This is a genomic window from Rhodopila sp. (assembly GCF_965277165.1).
Lineage (GTDB): Bacteria > Pseudomonadota > Alphaproteobacteria > Acetobacterales > Acetobacteraceae > Rhodopila.
This window is the reverse complement of record NZ_CBDICE010000005.1, coordinates 286,931-301,102: the sequence shown is the minus strand read 5'-3', so window position 1 is coordinate 301,102 and position 14,172 is coordinate 286,931. Positions and strand designations below refer to the sequence as shown.

The 14,172-nt window shown below is 64.0% G+C and carries 25 protein-coding genes; 1 reads left to right on the top strand and 24 read right to left on the bottom strand.

Annotated elements, in window-relative coordinates:
* Positions 1 to 49: 49 nt before the first annotated feature.
* The 24 genes from rplO to rpsL all read right to left on the bottom strand — a co-directional run bounded on the left by rplO (position 50) and on the right by rpsL (position 11,916).
* Complete coding sequence (gene rplO, locus ACQY4Y_RS01880; RefSeq protein ID WP_428488870.1) at positions 50 to 538, bottom strand: 50S ribosomal protein L15; 489 nt, start codon at positions 536 to 538, stop codon at positions 50 to 52.
* 1 nt (position 539) lies between these two features.
* Positions 540 to 722 (bottom strand): 50S ribosomal protein L30, encoded by a 183-nt coding sequence (gene rpmD / locus ACQY4Y_RS01875; protein ID WP_428488869.1) that lies wholly within the window; start codon positions 720 to 722, stop codon positions 540 to 542.
* Positions 715 to 1,326: a 30S ribosomal protein S5 gene (rpsE, locus tag ACQY4Y_RS01870; RefSeq protein ID WP_428488868.1), complete on the bottom strand. Its 612-nt coding sequence runs from the start codon at positions 1,324 to 1,326 to the stop codon at positions 715 to 717. Before rpsE ends, rpmD begins: the two co-directional genes overlap by 8 nt.
* A 43-nt stretch (positions 1,327 to 1,369) precedes the next feature.
* The gene (gene rplR, locus ACQY4Y_RS01865; protein ID WP_428488867.1) at positions 1,370 to 1,732 is read right to left on the bottom strand and encodes a 50S ribosomal protein L18; all 363 of its coding nucleotides are present in this window, start codon (positions 1,730 to 1,732) and stop codon (positions 1,370 to 1,372) included.
* The gene (gene rplF, locus ACQY4Y_RS01860; RefSeq protein WP_428490717.1) at positions 1,729 to 2,262 is read right to left on the bottom strand and encodes a 50S ribosomal protein L6; all 534 of its coding nucleotides are present in this window, start codon (positions 2,260 to 2,262) and stop codon (positions 1,729 to 1,731) included. The genes rplR and rplF overlap by 4 nt, the downstream gene beginning before the upstream one ends.
* A 13-nt stretch (positions 2,263 to 2,275) precedes the next feature.
* Entirely contained in the window at positions 2,276 to 2,674 is a 399-nt protein-coding gene (gene rpsH, locus ACQY4Y_RS01855) for a 30S ribosomal protein S8 (protein ID WP_428488866.1), read from the bottom strand.
* 12 nt (positions 2,675 to 2,686) lie between these two features.
* On the bottom strand, positions 2,687 to 2,992 hold the full coding sequence (gene rpsN, locus ACQY4Y_RS01850) for a 30S ribosomal protein S14 (RefSeq protein ID WP_428488865.1): 306 nt from the start codon (positions 2,990 to 2,992) through the stop codon (positions 2,687 to 2,689).
* Positions 2,993 to 3,061: 69 nt separating this feature from the next.
* Positions 3,062 to 3,601 carry a 50S ribosomal protein L5 gene (gene rplE, locus ACQY4Y_RS01845; protein ID WP_428490716.1) on the bottom strand — a complete coding sequence of 180 codons (540 nt, stop codon included), beginning with the start codon at positions 3,599 to 3,601 and terminating at the stop codon, positions 3,062 to 3,064.
* A 169-nt stretch (positions 3,602 to 3,770) separates the two neighbouring features.
* Positions 3,771 to 4,091 carry a 50S ribosomal protein L24 gene (gene rplX / locus ACQY4Y_RS01840; RefSeq protein ID WP_428488864.1) on the bottom strand — a complete coding sequence of 107 codons (321 nt, stop codon included), beginning with the start codon at positions 4,089 to 4,091 and terminating at the stop codon, positions 3,771 to 3,773.
* A gap of 25 nt (positions 4,092 to 4,116) precedes the next feature.
* A complete protein-coding gene (gene rplN, locus ACQY4Y_RS01835; protein WP_428488863.1) occupies positions 4,117 to 4,485 on the bottom strand; it encodes a 50S ribosomal protein L14 in 369 nt (122 codons plus the stop codon).
* Positions 4,486 to 4,497: 12 nt separating this feature from the next.
* On the bottom strand, positions 4,498 to 4,815 hold the full coding sequence (gene rpsQ, locus ACQY4Y_RS01830; protein ID WP_428488862.1) for a 30S ribosomal protein S17: 318 nt from the start codon (positions 4,813 to 4,815) through the stop codon (positions 4,498 to 4,500).
* An 11-nt stretch (positions 4,816 to 4,826) separates the two neighbouring features.
* Positions 4,827 to 5,048: a 50S ribosomal protein L29 gene (gene rpmC / locus ACQY4Y_RS01825; RefSeq protein WP_428488861.1), complete on the bottom strand. Its 222-nt coding sequence runs from the start codon at positions 5,046 to 5,048 to the stop codon at positions 4,827 to 4,829.
* Entirely contained in the window at positions 5,048 to 5,464 is a 417-nt protein-coding gene (gene rplP / locus ACQY4Y_RS01820; RefSeq protein ID WP_428488860.1) for a 50S ribosomal protein L16, read from the bottom strand. Before rplP ends, rpmC begins: the two co-directional genes overlap by 1 nt.
* A gap of 27 nt (positions 5,465 to 5,491) precedes the next feature.
* Complete coding sequence (rpsC, locus tag ACQY4Y_RS01815) at positions 5,492 to 6,169, bottom strand: 30S ribosomal protein S3 (protein ID WP_428488859.1); 678 nt, start codon at positions 6,167 to 6,169, stop codon at positions 5,492 to 5,494.
* A 1-nt stretch (position 6,170) separates the two neighbouring features.
* Positions 6,171 to 6,560 carry a 50S ribosomal protein L22 gene (rplV, locus tag ACQY4Y_RS01810; protein WP_428488858.1) on the bottom strand — a complete coding sequence of 130 codons (390 nt, stop codon included), beginning with the start codon at positions 6,558 to 6,560 and terminating at the stop codon, positions 6,171 to 6,173.
* Between the two features lies 1 nt (position 6,561).
* Complete coding sequence (gene rpsS, locus ACQY4Y_RS01805) at positions 6,562 to 6,840, bottom strand: 30S ribosomal protein S19 (RefSeq protein ID WP_428488857.1); 279 nt, start codon at positions 6,838 to 6,840, stop codon at positions 6,562 to 6,564.
* Position 6,841: 1 nt separating this feature from the next.
* Positions 6,842 to 7,672 (bottom strand): 50S ribosomal protein L2, encoded by an 831-nt coding sequence (rplB, locus tag ACQY4Y_RS01800; protein WP_428488856.1) that lies wholly within the window; start codon positions 7,670 to 7,672, stop codon positions 6,842 to 6,844.
* A 24-nt stretch (positions 7,673 to 7,696) separates the two neighbouring features.
* The gene (locus tag ACQY4Y_RS01795; protein WP_428490715.1) at positions 7,697 to 7,993 is read right to left on the bottom strand and encodes a 50S ribosomal protein L23; all 297 of its coding nucleotides are present in this window, start codon (positions 7,991 to 7,993) and stop codon (positions 7,697 to 7,699) included.
* A gap of 20 nt (positions 7,994 to 8,013) precedes the next feature.
* Positions 8,014 to 8,673 (bottom strand): 50S ribosomal protein L4, encoded by a 660-nt coding sequence (gene rplD, locus ACQY4Y_RS01790; RefSeq protein WP_428488855.1) that lies wholly within the window; start codon positions 8,671 to 8,673, stop codon positions 8,014 to 8,016.
* Between the two features lie 11 nt (positions 8,674 to 8,684).
* On the bottom strand, positions 8,685 to 9,386 hold the full coding sequence (rplC, locus tag ACQY4Y_RS01785; RefSeq protein WP_428490714.1) for a 50S ribosomal protein L3: 702 nt from the start codon (positions 9,384 to 9,386) through the stop codon (positions 8,685 to 8,687).
* A gap of 31 nt (positions 9,387 to 9,417) precedes the next feature.
* Positions 9,418 to 9,726: a 30S ribosomal protein S10 gene (gene rpsJ, locus ACQY4Y_RS01780; RefSeq protein WP_048860021.1), complete on the bottom strand. Its 309-nt coding sequence runs from the start codon at positions 9,724 to 9,726 to the stop codon at positions 9,418 to 9,420.
* A 90-nt stretch (positions 9,727 to 9,816) separates the two neighbouring features.
* Positions 9,817 to 11,007, bottom strand: a complete 1,191-nt coding sequence (gene tuf, locus ACQY4Y_RS01775; protein ID WP_428488854.1) for an elongation factor Tu — start codon at positions 11,005 to 11,007, stop codon at positions 9,817 to 9,819.
* 48 nt (positions 11,008 to 11,055) lie between these two features.
* Positions 11,056 to 11,532 carry a 30S ribosomal protein S7 gene (gene rpsG / locus ACQY4Y_RS01770; protein WP_428488853.1) on the bottom strand — a complete coding sequence of 159 codons (477 nt, stop codon included), beginning with the start codon at positions 11,530 to 11,532 and terminating at the stop codon, positions 11,056 to 11,058.
* A gap of 12 nt (positions 11,533 to 11,544) precedes the next feature.
* Entirely contained in the window at positions 11,545 to 11,916 is a 372-nt protein-coding gene (rpsL, locus tag ACQY4Y_RS01765) for a 30S ribosomal protein S12 (protein ID WP_428488852.1), read from the bottom strand.
* A 412-nt stretch (positions 11,917 to 12,328) separates the two neighbouring features.
* Between rpsL and asnB the strand changes: the two genes are divergently transcribed.
* Positions 12,329 to 14,092 carry an asparagine synthase (glutamine-hydrolyzing) gene (gene asnB, locus ACQY4Y_RS01760; RefSeq protein ID WP_428488851.1) on the top strand — a complete coding sequence of 588 codons (1,764 nt, stop codon included), beginning with the start codon at positions 12,329 to 12,331 and terminating at the stop codon, positions 14,090 to 14,092.
* Positions 14,093 to 14,172: the final 80 nt, after the last annotated feature.

The following is a 14,172-nucleotide window of genomic DNA, read 5'->3' as shown; positions in this document are numbered from 1 at the left end:
GGGAGGCTTAGCCGCCCGCGTGGCTTTTTCGTCACCGCTTCGCCAAGCCTTAGGACGCTTCTGCTGCGGCGGCCTTCGGCGCAACAGTGGTGGTCACGGACCCGCCCGCCTGTTCCACCGCCGCCTTCGCCGTTGCCGAGGCACCCGAGACAGTGATCTGGATAGGGCGGGTAATCTTGCCGTCGCCCAGCAGTCGGATACCGTCCCGATCATCCGACGCCAATCCCGCCTTGATCAGCATCGCCTCGGTGATCGGCTGGCCCGCTTCGATCTTGCCGGCACCGATGGCCGCGTCCAGCGCGCCGAGGTTGACCGGCGCGTATTCCTTGCGGAAATGGTTGTGGAAACCGCGCTTCGGCAAGCGGCGATAGATCGGCAACTGGCCGCCTTCGAAGCCGTTCAGTGCCACGCCCTCGCGCGCCTTCTGACCCTTGACGCCCTTGCCCGAGGTCTTGCCCTTGCCCGATCCGATGCCGCGGCCCAGCCGCTTGGATTTCAGCCGAGCGCCGGGATTGTCGCGCAGTTCATTCAGGTTCATGTCAGGACAACTCCTCCACCTTGATCAGGTGGGCGACCTTGCGGATCATGCCACGCGCCGAAGGGGTGTCTTCCAACGTGCGGGTCGCGCGGATCTTGGTCAGGCCGAGGCCGACCAGGGTTTCCTTCTGGCCGGGCTTGCGGCCCAGGGCAGACGCGATCTGGGTAACACGGACCTTAGGCATTGGCTGGAGCCTCCGGCGCCGACGGCGCGCCGATGACCGCGTTGGGCACCTCGCGGCGGCCGAACAGTTCGGGCACCTTCTTGCCGCGACGGGTGGCGACGGATCGCGGGCTGGCGCATTTCTGCAACGCCGCGAACGCAGCCTTCACCATGTTATGCGGATTGCGGCTGCCAAGGCTCTTGGCAACCACGTCACCGATGCCCAGCGTCTCAAACACCGCGCGCAACGGGCCGCCGGCGATGATGCCGGTGCCGGCTGTCGCCGAACGCAGCACTACGTTGCCAGCACCGAAATGACCCTCGACATCGTGGTGCAGCGTGCGGCCTTCCTTCATCGGCACCCGGATCATGCCGCGCTTGGCCCGCTCGGTCGCCTTGCGGATCGCCTCAGGCACCTCACGCGCCTTGCCGGCGCCGTAGCCGACGCGGCCCTTTTGGTCGCCGACAACCACCAGCGCGGCGAAGGCGAAGCGGCGTCCGCCCTTCACCACTTTGGCGACCCGGTTGATGGTCACCAGCTTGTCGATAATGCCGTCATCGGGTTCGCGGTCGCTGCCGCGGTCGCGATCCCGGCGGCCGCCACCTTCTCTCGCTTCACGTGCCATACGCTCTATTCCCTCAAGCCGCCCGATTCCGGGGGGCAATCATTCAGAAATCCAGTCCGCCCTCACGGGCGGCATCGGCCAGGGTCTTGACCCGGCCGTGATACAAATAGGCGCCGCGATCGAACACCACTTGCTTGATGCCCGCCGCCAGTGCGCGTTCGGCGACCAGCTTGCCCACCGCCGCCGCGGCCGCCTTGTCGGCCCCGGTCTTCAGCGAAGCCTTCAGGTCGCCATCCAGCGTCGATGCGGCGGCGAGCGTGCGGCCCTGCGCATCGTCGATGACCTGGGCATACATATTCTTTCCCGAACGGAACACCGACAGCCGAAGCCGCCCGTGCGACTTCTGCCGGATCTGATGACGAAGCCGGGCCTTTCGCCGATCGGCGAGATCCTGCTTGCCGCTCATTTCTTCTTGCCTTCCTTGCGCCGGATGGTTTCGTCCGTGTAACGCGCACCCTTGCCCTTATACGGCTCCGGCGGGCGAAACGCTCGGATCTCGGAAGCCACCTGGCCGACCAGGCGCTTATCCACCCCCTCGACCTTGATCGACGTGGGACGCTCGCAGGTGATTTTAATGCCCGCGGGCACCGGGTAGATCACCGGGTGAGAAAAGCCCAGGTTGATTTCCAGGTTCTGGCCCTGGACCGCGGCGCGGTAGCCGGTGCCAGTGATCTCCAGCGATTTGACATAGCCGGCTGAGACGCCTTTCACCATGGCCGCGACGATCGCACGCGTGGTACCCCACATCATGCGGTTGCGGGTTTCGTTGCTGCGCGGCTTGACCACCACCCTGCTGGTCTCGATCGTGACCTCGACCAGGTCCGACAGCGGCAGTTTCTGCTCGCCCAGCCGGCCCTTCGCGGTCAGCACCCCGGCGGCGACGGCGATCTGCACACCCGCAGGAATTTCCACCGGATACTTTCCGACGCGTGACATACGCGCTTTCCCCTTAGAACACGCGGCAGAGGACTTCGCCGCCGACATTGGCGGCGCGGGCCTCGGCATCGCTCATCACGCCCTGCGGCGTGGACAGAATGGAAATACCGAGGCCGGCATAGACCCGCGGCAGTTCCTTGATCTTCGCATAAACCCGACGGCCCGGCTTGGAGACGCGGTTGATCTCCTTGATGACCGGTTCGCCTTCGTTGTATTTGAGTTCGATACGCAGTTGAGCGACGCCAGGACGAAGCTGCTCCGAGGCGTAACCACGGATGAAGCCCTCGCGCTTCAACACACCCAGTACGTTCTCTCGCATCTTCGACGCCGGCGCCAGACAGACCGAATGGCGCGCGCGCTGTGCATTGCGAATGCGGGTCAACATATCCCCGACGGGATCGGACATCGACATAGGGCCGTTCCCTTACCAGCTTGCCTTGACCATACCCGGGATCTGCCCGGCACTGGCCAAATCGCGGAGCGCGATACGGCAGAGCTTGAACTTGCGATAATTGCCGCGCGAGCGGCCGGTCAGCTCGCAGCGTAGCCGAACCCGGACCGCCGCGCCGTTGCGCGGCATCTGCGCCAGTTTCAGCGACGCGTTGAAGCGGTCCTCGACCGGCAGCGTGCGATCCATCAGCACGTCCTTCAGGGCTCGGCGCTTCGATTTGTCGCGCTTCGCCATCTGCTCACGCATCTTGTTGCGGTTGACCTGGGAAGTTTTGGCCATCCTGTCTGGACCCTCCGGAACCCGCAGTCCCCGGGGGTTGTCCCAGGGGATCTGTAGTTTTCCTAAAACTCAATTGGCGAAAGGAATATCGAAAGCCTTCAGCAGGGCCTTCGCCTCGGCATCAGTCTTCGCGGTGGTGACAAACTGGATGTCCATGCCGCGAACGTCGTCCACCCGGTCGTAATTGATTTCCGGGAAGATGATCTGCTCCTTCAGGCCCATGGCGAAGTTGCCACGGCCATCGAACCCCTTGCCGGCAATGCCGCGGAAGTCACGCACCCGAGGCATGGCGATGGTGACCAACCGGTCGAGGAATTCATACATCCGCGCCTTGCGCAGCGTGACCTTGCAGCCGATCGGCAATCCCTTGCGGATCTTGAAGCCGGCGATCGCCTTCTTCGCGACCGTCTTTACTGGGCGCTGACCGGCGATCACCGACAGTTCGGCAACCGCGGCGTCCAACTTCTTCTGGTCGCCGGTTGCCTCGCCGACACCCATGTTGATGACGATCTTTTCCAGCCTGGGGATCTGCATTTCGTTCTTGTAAGCAAACTCGGCACGCAGCTTGTCGCGCATTTCCTCGCGATAGCGCCGCTGCAGCCGAGGCACTTCCGCGGCTGCGGCCGATGGGTTGTCGACACCCGCGATCTCGACCCGGCGAGCGGCGCGCTGGGCATCCTTGCCAGTCGGCGGCCCACTCCCGCCGCGAGTAGCGGCAGTCTTCGCGGTTGCTTTGGGCGCTCCGCCCTTGGGTGGTTTCTTCGTTCCGCTCATAACATCAGCCTTCGATTACTTCCCCAGTCGCCCTGGCGACACGAACCTTGCGTCCTCCCTCAAGCACGCGGAAGCCGACCTTGGTCGGCTTTTCGGTCTTGGGGTCGATCAGCTTCAGGTTCGACAGATGGATCGTCGCTTCCTTGTCGACCAGCCCGCCTGGCTGGCCCATACCGGTCGGCTTGGTGTGATGGCGCGCCATGGCCGCGCCCTGAACGATCGCCCGTTCAGCCTGCGGGAATATCCGCAGCACTTCACCGCGTCGGCCCTTGCTTTTGCCGGTCGTCACCAGGACAAGATCGCCCTTGCGGATGCGCGCGGCCATCAGATCGCCTCCGATGCGTGGATCATTACAACACCTCCGGCGCGAGCGAGATGATCTTCATGAATCTGCGCCCGCGAAGCTCGCGCACGACCGGCCCAAAAATCCGCGTGCCGATCGGTTCCTGCTGCTTGTTGATCAGGACAGCGGCGTTGCGGTCGAAGCGGATGGCGCTGCCATCGGTGCGCCGAACCGGGAAGCTGGTGCGCACGATCACTGCCTGATGCACGTCGCCCTTCTTCACCTTGCCGCGCGGAATCGCCTCCTTCACCGACACCACGATGACATCGCCGACCGAGGCGAACTTCCGCTTCGATCCGCCCAGCACCTTGATGCACTGCACCCGCCGCGCGCCGGAGTTATCAGCGACTTCAAGATTGGTCTCGACGTGGATCATCCTGCGTCTCCGTTACAGCGTCGGCGCGGGCGCCGGCGGCGCGGGCTGTGCCTCGGCGGCAGCGATGGCTTCATCGGGCGCGCTGCCGATCAGTCGACCGTTACGCTCAACCAGGGTCCAGGTCTTGCGCTTGCTGATCGGCGCGCACTCGACGATGCGCACCATGTCACCGGTCTTGCACAGGTTGGCCTCGTCGTGCGCGGCGTATTTTTTCGACTTGCGAATGAACTTCTTGTACAGCGGATGCATCACGCGGCGATCGACGAGAACCGTAATGGTCTTGTCCATCTTATCGCTGGTCACCCGTCCGGTCAGGACGCGCCTTGGCATCGCCCGGCTCCTTAAGACTTGGCGGCGGAACGAATCTTTTCCGCCTGAATGGTTTTCACCCGAGCGATCTCGCGGCGAACTTCACGCACCCGGCCGGTGCCTTCCTGCTGGCCGGTGGCGCGCTGGAAGCGCAGGTTGAACTGCTCCTTGCGCAGATCCAGCAACAGGCCGGACAGCTCATCCGGCGTCTTTGCCCGCACGTCGCCGGCCTTGTAGAGCGCGTTCTTGGCCATCAGGCGTCTCCGATCCGGGCGATGAACTTCGTCCGTATCGGCAACTTCGCCGCACCCAACAGCAACGCCTCGCGCGCGAGGTCAGGCGTCACGCCATCGATCTCGAACATGATGCGGCCAGGAGCGACACGTGCCACCCAGAACTCCGGCGAGCCCTTGCCGGAGCCCATGCGCACTTCCGCCGGCTTGGTGGACACCGGAACATCGGGAAAGATCCTAATCCACACTCGCCCGGCGCGCTTCATCGCACGCGTGATCGCGCGCCGCGCGGATTCGATCTGCCGCGCAGTGATCCGCTCGGGCTCGAGCGCCTTAAGGCCGAACGAGCCGAAGTTCAGCGCCGTGCCGCCCTTCGACAAGCCATGGATGCGGCCCTTGTGCTGCTTGCGGTATTTGGTTCGTTTCGGAGACAGCATCGCGTTATTCCATTTACCGTTGCGTCATTACCGCTGGGGGGCCTGCTCGGCCGCCTTGCGGTCCTGCGCCATCGGGTCGTGCGCCAGGATCTCGCCCTTGAACACCCACACCTTGACACCGCAGGTGCCATAGGTCGTCTTCGCCGTTGCAGTGCCGTAGTCGATATCGGCGCGCAGCGTGTGCAACGGCACGCGGCCCTCGCGATACCACTCCACGCGGGCGATCTCGGCCCCGCCGAGGCGACCGCCACAGTTGATCCGGATGCCCTGGGCACCCAGCCGCATGGCCGATTGCACCGCCCGCTTCATCGCCCGACGAAACGCCACCCGACGCTCCAGCTGTTGGGCGATGTTCTCGGCCACCAGGGTGGCATCGATTTCCGGCTTGCGGATCTCGACGATGTTCAGCGACACGTCGGCCTTCGCCATCCGGCTGAGGTCCTTCTTCAGAACCTCGATGTCCTGGCCCTTCTTGCCAATCACCACACCGGGACGCGCGGCATAGATCGTCACCCGCGGCTTCTTCGCCGGACGTTCGATCACCACACGGGACACACCCGCGCCGCGCAACTTGGTGCGCAGATGAGTGCGCAGTCGGAAATCCTCGTGCAACAATTTGGAGTAGTCGAGGCCGGCGAACCAGCGACTGTCCCAGGTGCGGTTGATGCCGAGGCGCAGCCCGACCGGATTGACTTTGTGACCCATGTTACGCGGCCCCCTCATCCTGCGCCCGCTCGGCGACAACGATCTTCAGATGGCTGAACCATTTTTCCACCCGCGCCGCTCGGCCGCGGCCACGCGCGTGAAACCGTCGCATGACGATCGAGCGACCCACTTCGGCGCGCGCTACCACCAAGCGGTCGACGTCGAGCGAATGGTTGTTCTCGGCATTGGAAATCGCGCTCTCCAGGGCCTTTTTCACCTGATCGGCAATGCGCCGCTTGCTGAAGGTCAGCGTCGCGACGGCACGTTGCGCCGGCAGGTTGCGGATCATCGCCGCGACCAGGTTCAGCTTGCGCGGGCTGATCCGCAGGTTGCTGACGATCGCCTGTGCCTCGGTCTCCGGCAGACCTCGTTCGTGCTTCGGCTTGCCCATGTCAGCCGCGCCTCGCTTTCTTGTCGGCGGCGTGGCCGCTGAATGTGCGGGTCGGCGAGAACTCGCCGAATTTGTGGCCGACCATGTTCTCGTTTACCTGCACCGGCAGGAACTTGTGCCCGTTATAGACCCCGAAGGTCAGGCCGACGAACTGCGGCAGGATGGTCGACCGACGCGACCAGATCTTGATGATCTCGTTGCGCGACGACGCCTTTGCCGCATCGGCCTTGGCCAGCAGGTAGCCATCGACGAACGGACCTTTCCATACGGAACGCGCCATCTTATTTGCCCTTGTTGCGGCGGCGGATGATCAAGCTGTCCGTCCGCTTGTTGCCGCGCGTCTTGTAGCCCTTGGCCGGCTGACCCCACGGCGAAACCGGGTGACGGCCGCCCGAACTGCGTCCCTCGCCACCACCCAACGGGTGATCAACCGGGTTCATTACCACGCCGCGATTGTGCGGCTTGAAGCCTAGCCAACGGGACCGACCCGCCTTGCCAAGCTTCTGGTTCATGTTGTCCGGATTGGACACCGCGCCGATCGAGGCGATGCACTCAGAACGCACCACACGCAGTTCGCCCGACATCAGCTTGATCTGCGCATAGCCGGCATCCTTGCCGACCAACTGCGCGAAGGTGCCGGCCGAGCGCGCGATCTTGCCGCCGGCACCGACTTTCATTTCGATATTGTGGATGATCGTGCCGACCGGTACCGCCGCCAGCGGCATCGCGTTGCCCGGCTTGATGTCGACGCGCGCGCCGGCGATGACCTGGTCACCCACCCGCAGCCGCTGCGGCGCCAGAATATAGGCCAACTCGCCGTCCTGATACTTGATCAGCGCGATGAAGGCGGTGCGATTCGGATCGTATTCCAGCCGCTCCACGGTGGCGGGGACGCCGAACTTGCGCCGCTTGAAGTCCACCACGCGATAGGCCTGCTTGTGGCCGCCGCCCCGGAACCGGCTGGTGATCCGACCGTGGTTGTTGCGCCCGCCATGGCCGTGCTGACCCTCGGTCAAACCCTTTACCGGCTTGCCCTTCCACAGTTCGGACCGATTGATCAACACGGTGCCGCGAAGGCTCGCGGTGACCGGATTGAATTGCCTGAGTGCCATCTCGTTTCGTGCCCTCTGGGTGCGCTATGCCAGGCCGCTGGTGAAATCGATCGACTGGCCAGGAGCCAATGTCACGATGGCTTTCTTGACGTCCGAACGGACACCGGGCCGTCCCTTGAACCGCTTGGTTTTGCCCTTCTGGATCAAAGTGTTCACCGACAGCACGTTGACACTGAATAGGGTCTCGATGGCGGCGGCGATCTCGGGTTTGCTGGCGTCGGTGGCGACCTTGAAGCCGACCTGGTTGTTCTCCGAAAGCAAGGTCATCTTCTCGGTGATCAGCGGGCCGCGGATGATCTGATACATCGCCTCGCGCGACAGCTTCTTCTTTGGTGCGGCGGTCATGCGGCCTCTCCTGTCGGGGCAGCCGCCGAGGCGGTTACAGCACGATTGATCCGCGCCTTCAGACCCTCTAGCCCGGCGGTGGTGATCGCCAGCACATCATGGTTCAGGATGTCGTAGACGTTGGCGCCCACCGTCGGCAGCACATCCAGGCGATGAATGTTGCGGCTGGCGCGCAGGAAATCCTGATCCACCGCGGCGTCGATGATCAGCGCCGATTTCCAGCCCAGGGCTTTGATCTTCCTGGCAAGTTCAGCGGTCTTCGGCACGCTGGTCGCGGCATCCAGCACCACCAGCTTGTTCTCGGCCAGCTTTTGCGACAGCGCCGAGATCAGCCCGAGCCGGCGGACCTTCTTGTTCAGGCTGTATTCGTGCGAACGCACGACCGGGCCATGCACGATACCGCCGGTTCGGAACTGCGGCGAACGCAAGCTGCCCTGGCGCGCGTTGCCGGTGCCCTTCTGCTTGTATGGTTTCTTGGTCGTGCCGGAAACTTCGGCCATCCCCTTGACCTTGTGGTTGCCGGAACGGCGTTTCGACAACTGCCAATGAACCACGCGCGCCATGATATCCTTGCGCGGAGCGACCTTGAAAATCTCATCCGGCAACTCAGCGCTGCCAGCGGAGGCGCTCTCAAGCGTGATGATATCGATCTGCATCTGTCCGTTCCTCAGTCCGCCGACGCCGAGCGGTCAGACGCCTCGACCAGCGCGGCGGGGAAGGCGGCATCCGCCGGACGACGTCGTTTGATCGCATCGCGCACCAGCACGTAGCCGTCCTTGCTGCCTGGCACTGCGCCTTTGATCATCAGCAGGCCGCGTTCGGCATCGACCGCGGCGACTTCCAGATTGAGTGTGGTGATCCGCTCAACCCCCAGATGGCCGGCCATTTTCTTGTTCTTGAACGTCTTGCCGGGGTCCTGGCGGTTGCCCGTCGAACCCAGCGAACGATGGCTGACCGAAACGCCATGCGAAGCCTCGAGGCCGGCGAAATTCCACCGCTTCATGCCGCCGGCAAAACCCTTGCCCTTGGAGGTGCCGCAGACATCAACCTTCTGACCGGCGGTGAAGTGCGCCGCGGATAACGTCGCGCCGACCTCCAGCAATGCGTCGGCGGCAACCCGGAACTCCACCAGCTTCAGCTTGGGTTCCACCTTCGCGCGGGCAAAATGGCCGCGGTTCGGTTGGGTAACGTTCTTCACCTTTGCCTTGCCCCAACCCAGTTGGACGGCGCTGTAGCCATCCCTTTCCTCGGTGCGCGTGGCAACCACCTGCAACTGATCCAGGTGCAGAACGGTGACCGGGACATGAGACCCGTCGTCCTTGAAGATCCGGGTCATGCCAAGCTTCTTGGCCAGCAGCCCGGTGCGCAGGGCCTGAGGGGGCGATGGGTTGGGCATGGCGTTAGATCTTGATCTCGACATCGACGCCGGCGGCGAGGTCGAGCTTCATCAGCGCGTCCACCGTCTGCGGGGTTGGTTCAACGATGTCCAACAGCCGCCGGTGCGTCCGGATCTCGAACTGCTCACGACTTTTCTTGTCGACATGCGGTGAGCGGTTGACCGTGAATCGCTCGATATGGGTCGGCAGCGGGATCGGTCCGCGAACCCGGGCACCCGTGCGCTTGGCCGTGTTCACGATCTCCTTCGTGCTGTTGTCCAGCACGCGGTGATCGTAGGCCTTCAGGCGGATGCGGATATTCTGATTGTCCATGGTTCGCTCTTCTAAGTTGCCGCCGAAACGAGAGCCGGCGCCCGGCCGCGGATTTTTCCCTTGCGGCCGGGCGCCGGCATCGTTTCGTTATCAGGCCTGGATGCTGGCAACCACCCCGGCGCCGACGGTGCGGCCACCCTCGCGAATCGCGAAGCGAAGCTGCGGATCCATCGCGATCGGTGCGATCAGCTCCACGTCCATCGTTACGTTGTCGCCGGGCATCACCATTTCGGTGCCCTCCGGCAACGTCACCACGCCCGTCACGTCGGTGGTGCGGAAGTAGAACTGCGGCCGGTAGTTGGTGAAGAACGGGGTATGCCGCCCGCCCTCTTCCTTGGTCAGGATGTAGGCCTCGGCCTTGAACTTGGTGTGCGGCGTGATCGACCCGGGCTTCGCCAGCACCTGGCCGCGCTCGACATCCTCGCGCTTGGTGCCGCGCAGCAGCGCGCCGATATTGTCGCCGGCCTGGCCCTGGTCCAGCAACTTGCGGAACATCTCGACGCCGGTGACCACCGTCTTGACGGTGTTCTTGATGCCGACGATCTCGACTTCCTCGCCCACCTTGACGATGCCGCGCTCGACGCGGCCGGTCACCACGGTGCCACGGCCGGAGATCGAGAACACATCCTCGATCGGCATCAGGAACGGACGCTCGATCGCCCGCTCCGGCTGCGGAATGTATTCGTCAACCGCCGCCATCAGCTTCAGGATCGCCTCGTGACCCAATTCGGGCTGCTTGCCGTCCAGCGCCATCAGCGCGGAGCCCTTGATGATCGGAATGTCGTCGCCAGGAAACTGGTAGGACGACAGCAGTTCGCGCACCTCCATCTCGACCAGTTCGAGCAGTTCGGGATCGTCGACCATGTCGCACTTGTTCAGGAACACCACCAGCGCCGGCACGCCGACCTGACGCGCCAGCAGGATGTGCTCCCGGGTCTGCGGCATCGGGCCGTCGGCGGCGGAAACCACCAGGATCGCGCCGTCCATCTGCGCCGCTCCGGTGATCATGTTCTTCACGTAGTCGGCGTGGCCCGGACAATCGACGTGGGCATAATGGCGATTCTTCGTCTCATATTCGACGTGCGCGGTCGAGATCGTGATGCCACGGGCCTTCTCTTCCGGCGCCTTGTCGATCTGGTCGTACGCCGTGTAGGTGGCGCCCCCGGTTTCCGCCAGCACCTTGGTGATCGCGGCCGTCAGCGACGTCTTGCCATGATCGACATGGCCGATCGTGCCAATGTTGCAGTGCGGCTTGTTCCGCTCGAATTTCGCCTTACCCATCGTAATCTCCGTGGATCCGGAACGGGACCTTTTGAGTTGCTCTCGTAGCTACCAACGGTAGTGGGAGAAGGCCTTGTTGGCCTCCGCCATCCGGTGGGTGTCTTCGCGCTTCTTCACCGCCGAACCGCGATTGTTCACCGCGTCCAGCAATTCGTTGGACAAACGATCCTGCATCGTATGCTCCCCACGCTTGCGGGCAGCATCGATAATCCAGCGAATCGCCAGCGCCTGGCGTCGTTCGGTGCGGACTTCGACCGGCACCTGATAGGTGGCGCCGCCGACGCGACGGGACCGGACTTCAACCGCTGGTTTAACATTGTCCAGCGCCTCGTGAAACATCCGCACCGGATCCGCCGCACTTCCGCCGCGGCGTTTCAGCACATCGAGGGCGTTGTAGACGATGCCCTCGGCGGCGGATTTCTTGCCGTCGTACATCAGCGCGTTCATGAAACGACTGATGACAACGTCACCGAATTTTGCGTCCGGTAGGATTTCCCGCTTATCGGCGCGGTGACGACGGGACATGCGGCCGCCCCCTTACTTCGGCCGCTTCGCGCCGTACAGCGAACGACGCTGACGGCGCTTGGCGATGCCTTGGGTGTCGAGCACGCCGCGCAGGATGTGATAGCGCACGCCCGGCAGATCCTTCACGCGGCCACCGCGGATCAAAACCACCGAGTGCTCCTGCAGATTGTGACCTTCGCCAGGAATGTAGCTCACCACCTCGTAGCCGTTGGTCAGCCGAACCTTGGCCACCTTGCGCAGCGCCGAGTTCGGCTTCTTCGGCGTCGTTGTGTAGACGCGCGTGCACACCCCGCGCTTTTGCGGACAGCCTTGAAGCGCCGGAACCGAATTCCGGTGTTTCGGCCGCTCCCGCCCGTGGGCGATAAGCTGGTTGATGGTCGGCATGGAGCTCTTTCTCTTTCCGTTCGCGCTTCGCCGCGGACGTGTCGCAGTCGCCGCTTAACAGACAAACGCCGCCGGGATAGGGTCAAACCCATCCAGCGGGGGGCCGAATACAAGCGGCCTAAGCCCAACCAGAAGGCGGGGCGGCGCCGCGTGCGTCGTGTGCCTGCGAACCGACGACCGTCCCACAAAATCACGCTTGGGTCGGCCGAAGACGTGTTCTGTAGAAGCCGCGCCAAGCCGAGTCAAGGGTTGAAGGCGCGCTTTACAACCGATTCATACATGGCAGTTATTCGCCGCGTCCGGCAAAAACACCCTGACCGACCAACCAACTGGCCGAACCCGACGACACGCCCCGCCGATTGCGGTATCGGTGCGGCGACGCCGAAGTTCGGCTTTCGGAGACACACCTGCCATGTGCGGAATTGCTGGCCTGATCCTATCTTCCGGTGCCGCGCCGCCGGATCCAAGTATGCTGTCTAAGCTGATCGGCGCCTTGCATCATCGCGGCCCGGACGGCAGTGGACATGCGATGATGGGCCGGGTCGCGTTGTTGCACAACCGTCTCGCCATCATCGATCTGGTGACCGGCGACCAGCCTTTCTTCACCGGTCCCGCCACGCTGGTCGCTAACGGCGAGGTCTATAATTATCGCGAACTACGCGACTCACTGCCCGGCGTGAACTTCGCGACCAACAGCGACTGCGAGCCGCCGCTGCACCTGTGGCTGCGCGACGGCGCCGACTACGCCAAGCATCTGCGCGGCATGTATGGCATCGCTATTCATGAGCGCGTGCGCCGCACCGTCACCCTGTCGCGCGACCCTTTCGGGATTAAGCCACTGTATATCGCCACGATCGACAGCGGCCTGGCGTTCGCCTCGGAACCGCAGGCGCTGCTCGAAGCTGGGCTGGCGAAGCGCCAGGTGCGACCCGCCGCGGTCGAGGAACTGCTGCAACTTCAGTTCACCACCGGCGCCGACACGATCTTCGAGGGCATCCAGCGCGTGCTGCCCGGCGAAACCATCACCTGCTCGGATGGCCACATTCTTGAGCGGCGGCAGATCAATCCGGTGCCGGCGGCGCCGCCCGAGGACATCGACGAAGACACCGCGATGCGCCGCCTGGACGAGGCGTTGATGGAAAGCGTCGATCTGCACCAGCGCAGCGACGTGCCATACGGGATGTTCCTCTCCGGCGGCATCGATAGCGCCACCCTGATCACCCTGATGGCTCGCTTGAACGAGCAGCCGGTGCTTGCCTTCACCGCCGGTTTCGACGCCCCCGGCGCGACGGACGAACGCGACCAGGCCGCCGCCATCGCCCGCGCCGTCGGCGCCCGCCACGAGGCGATCGAGGTGAGTGAAAAAATGGTCTGGCAGCATCTGCCGGAAATCGTCGCCGCGATGGATGACCCGACGATGGACTATGCGATCATCCCGTCGTGGTTCCTGGCCCGGCGCGCCCGCCAGGATGTCAAGGTGGTGTTGACCGGGGAGGGTGGAGACGAAATCTTCGGCGGCTACAAGCGCTACCGTCAGGCGACGCTGCCCTGGTGGCGCGGCGGCCGCACCATGTGGGCCGACGGCAGCTTCGACAAGGTACCGGTGTTGCGCACTCAACCGACATCCTGGCGCGACGGCATGGCAGCGGCGGAAATCCGAGCCGCCGAGGGTGGACGCTCCGCGCTGGGCGCGGCGCAGGCATTGGACATGACCGACTGGCTGCCGCACGACCTGCTGCTGAAACTGGATCGCTGCATGATGGCGCACGCCGTCGAGGGCCGTACACCGTTCCTCGATCCCGGCGTTATGGCCGCAGCGTTCCGGCTGCCCGATGCAATGAAGCTGCGACGCGGCATGGGCAAGTGGATCCTGCGCAAGTGGCTGGAGAAGAACCAGCCAGCCGCGCAGCCGTTTGCGCCGAAATCGGGCTTCACCGTGCCGGTCGGCGCCTGGATCAAGGCGCAAGGAACCAGGTTAGGTCCGCTGGTCGCCGCCCAGCCGGGGATCGCCGAGATCGCCCATCCCGACAAGGTCGAAGCGCTGTTCCGCGATATCCGCCGCTGGCGTCACGGCTTCGCATGCTGGAAGCTGCTGTTCTATGCGCTTTGGCACCGCCGCCACATCCTGGCGCTGCCGCCGTCGGGCGATGTGTGGGAGACTCTATCGACCCAGTGATCCCGCCAGGCGAATTGCATAAGGAATTTCTCCCGCCAGACACGGCTCGATTGGCCGGATACTTGTTCGGTCCTCATTTC

Coding starts and splice junctions, on each gene's coding strand:
- rplO (WP_428488870.1), bottom strand. CDS start 538: ATGAACCTGAATGAACTGCGCGACAATCCCGGCGCTCGGCTGAAATCC.
- rpmD (WP_428488869.1), bottom strand. CDS start 722: ATGCCTAAGGTCCGTGTTACCCAGATCGCGTCTGCCCTGGGCCGCAAG.
- rpsE (WP_428488868.1), bottom strand. CDS start 1,326: ATGGCACGTGAAGCGAGAGAAGGTGGCGGCCGCCGGGATCGCGACCGC.
- rplR (WP_428488867.1), bottom strand. CDS start 1,732: ATGAGCGGCAAGCAGGATCTCGCCGATCGGCGAAAGGCCCGGCTTCGT.
- rplF (WP_428490717.1), bottom strand. CDS start 2,262: ATGTCACGCGTCGGAAAGTATCCGGTGGAAATTCCTGCGGGTGTGCAG.
- rpsH (WP_428488866.1), bottom strand. CDS start 2,674: ATGTCGATGTCCGATCCCGTCGGGGATATGTTGACCCGCATTCGCAAT.
- rpsN (WP_428488865.1), bottom strand. CDS start 2,992: ATGGCCAAAACTTCCCAGGTCAACCGCAACAAGATGCGTGAGCAGATG.
- rplX (WP_428488864.1), bottom strand. CDS start 4,091: ATGGCCGCGCGCATCCGCAAGGGCGATCTTGTCCTGGTGACGACCGGC.
- rplN (WP_428488863.1), bottom strand. CDS start 4,485: ATGATCCACGTCGAGACCAATCTTGAAGTCGCTGATAACTCCGGCGCG.
- rpsQ (WP_428488862.1), bottom strand. CDS start 4,815: ATGCCAAGGCGCGTCCTGACCGGACGGGTGACCAGCGATAAGATGGAC.
- rpmC (WP_428488861.1), bottom strand. CDS start 5,048: ATGGCCAAGAACGCGCTCTACAAGGCCGGCGACGTGCGGGCAAAGACG.
- rplP (WP_428488860.1), bottom strand. CDS start 5,464: ATGCTGTCTCCGAAACGAACCAAATACCGCAAGCAGCACAAGGGCCGC.
- rpsC (WP_428488859.1), bottom strand. CDS start 6,169: ATGGGTCACAAAGTCAATCCGGTCGGGCTGCGCCTCGGCATCAACCGC.
- rplV (WP_428488858.1), bottom strand. CDS start 6,560: ATGGGCAAGCCGAAGCACGAACGAGGTCTGCCGGAGACCGAGGCACAG.
- rpsS (WP_428488857.1), bottom strand. CDS start 6,840: ATGGCGCGTTCCGTATGGAAAGGTCCGTTCGTCGATGGCTACCTGCTG.
- rplB (WP_428488856.1), bottom strand. CDS start 7,672: ATGGCACTCAGGCAATTCAATCCGGTCACCGCGAGCCTTCGCGGCACC.
- rplD (WP_428488855.1), bottom strand. CDS start 8,673: ATGCAGATCGATATCATCACGCTTGAGAGCGCCTCCGCTGGCAGCGCT.
- rpsJ (WP_048860021.1), bottom strand. CDS start 9,726: ATGGACAATCAGAATATCCGCATCCGCCTGAAGGCCTACGATCACCGC.
- tuf (WP_428488854.1), bottom strand. CDS start 11,007: ATGGGTAAGGCGAAATTCGAGCGGAACAAGCCGCACTGCAACATTGGC.
- rpsG (WP_428488853.1), bottom strand. CDS start 11,532: ATGTCCCGTCGTCACCGCGCCGATAAGCGGGAAATCCTACCGGACGCA.
- rpsL (WP_428488852.1), bottom strand. CDS start 11,916: ATGCCGACCATCAACCAGCTTATCGCCCACGGGCGGGAGCGGCCGAAA.
- asnB (WP_428488851.1), top strand. CDS start 12,329: ATGTGCGGAATTGCTGGCCTGATCCTATCTTCCGGTGCCGCGCCGCCG.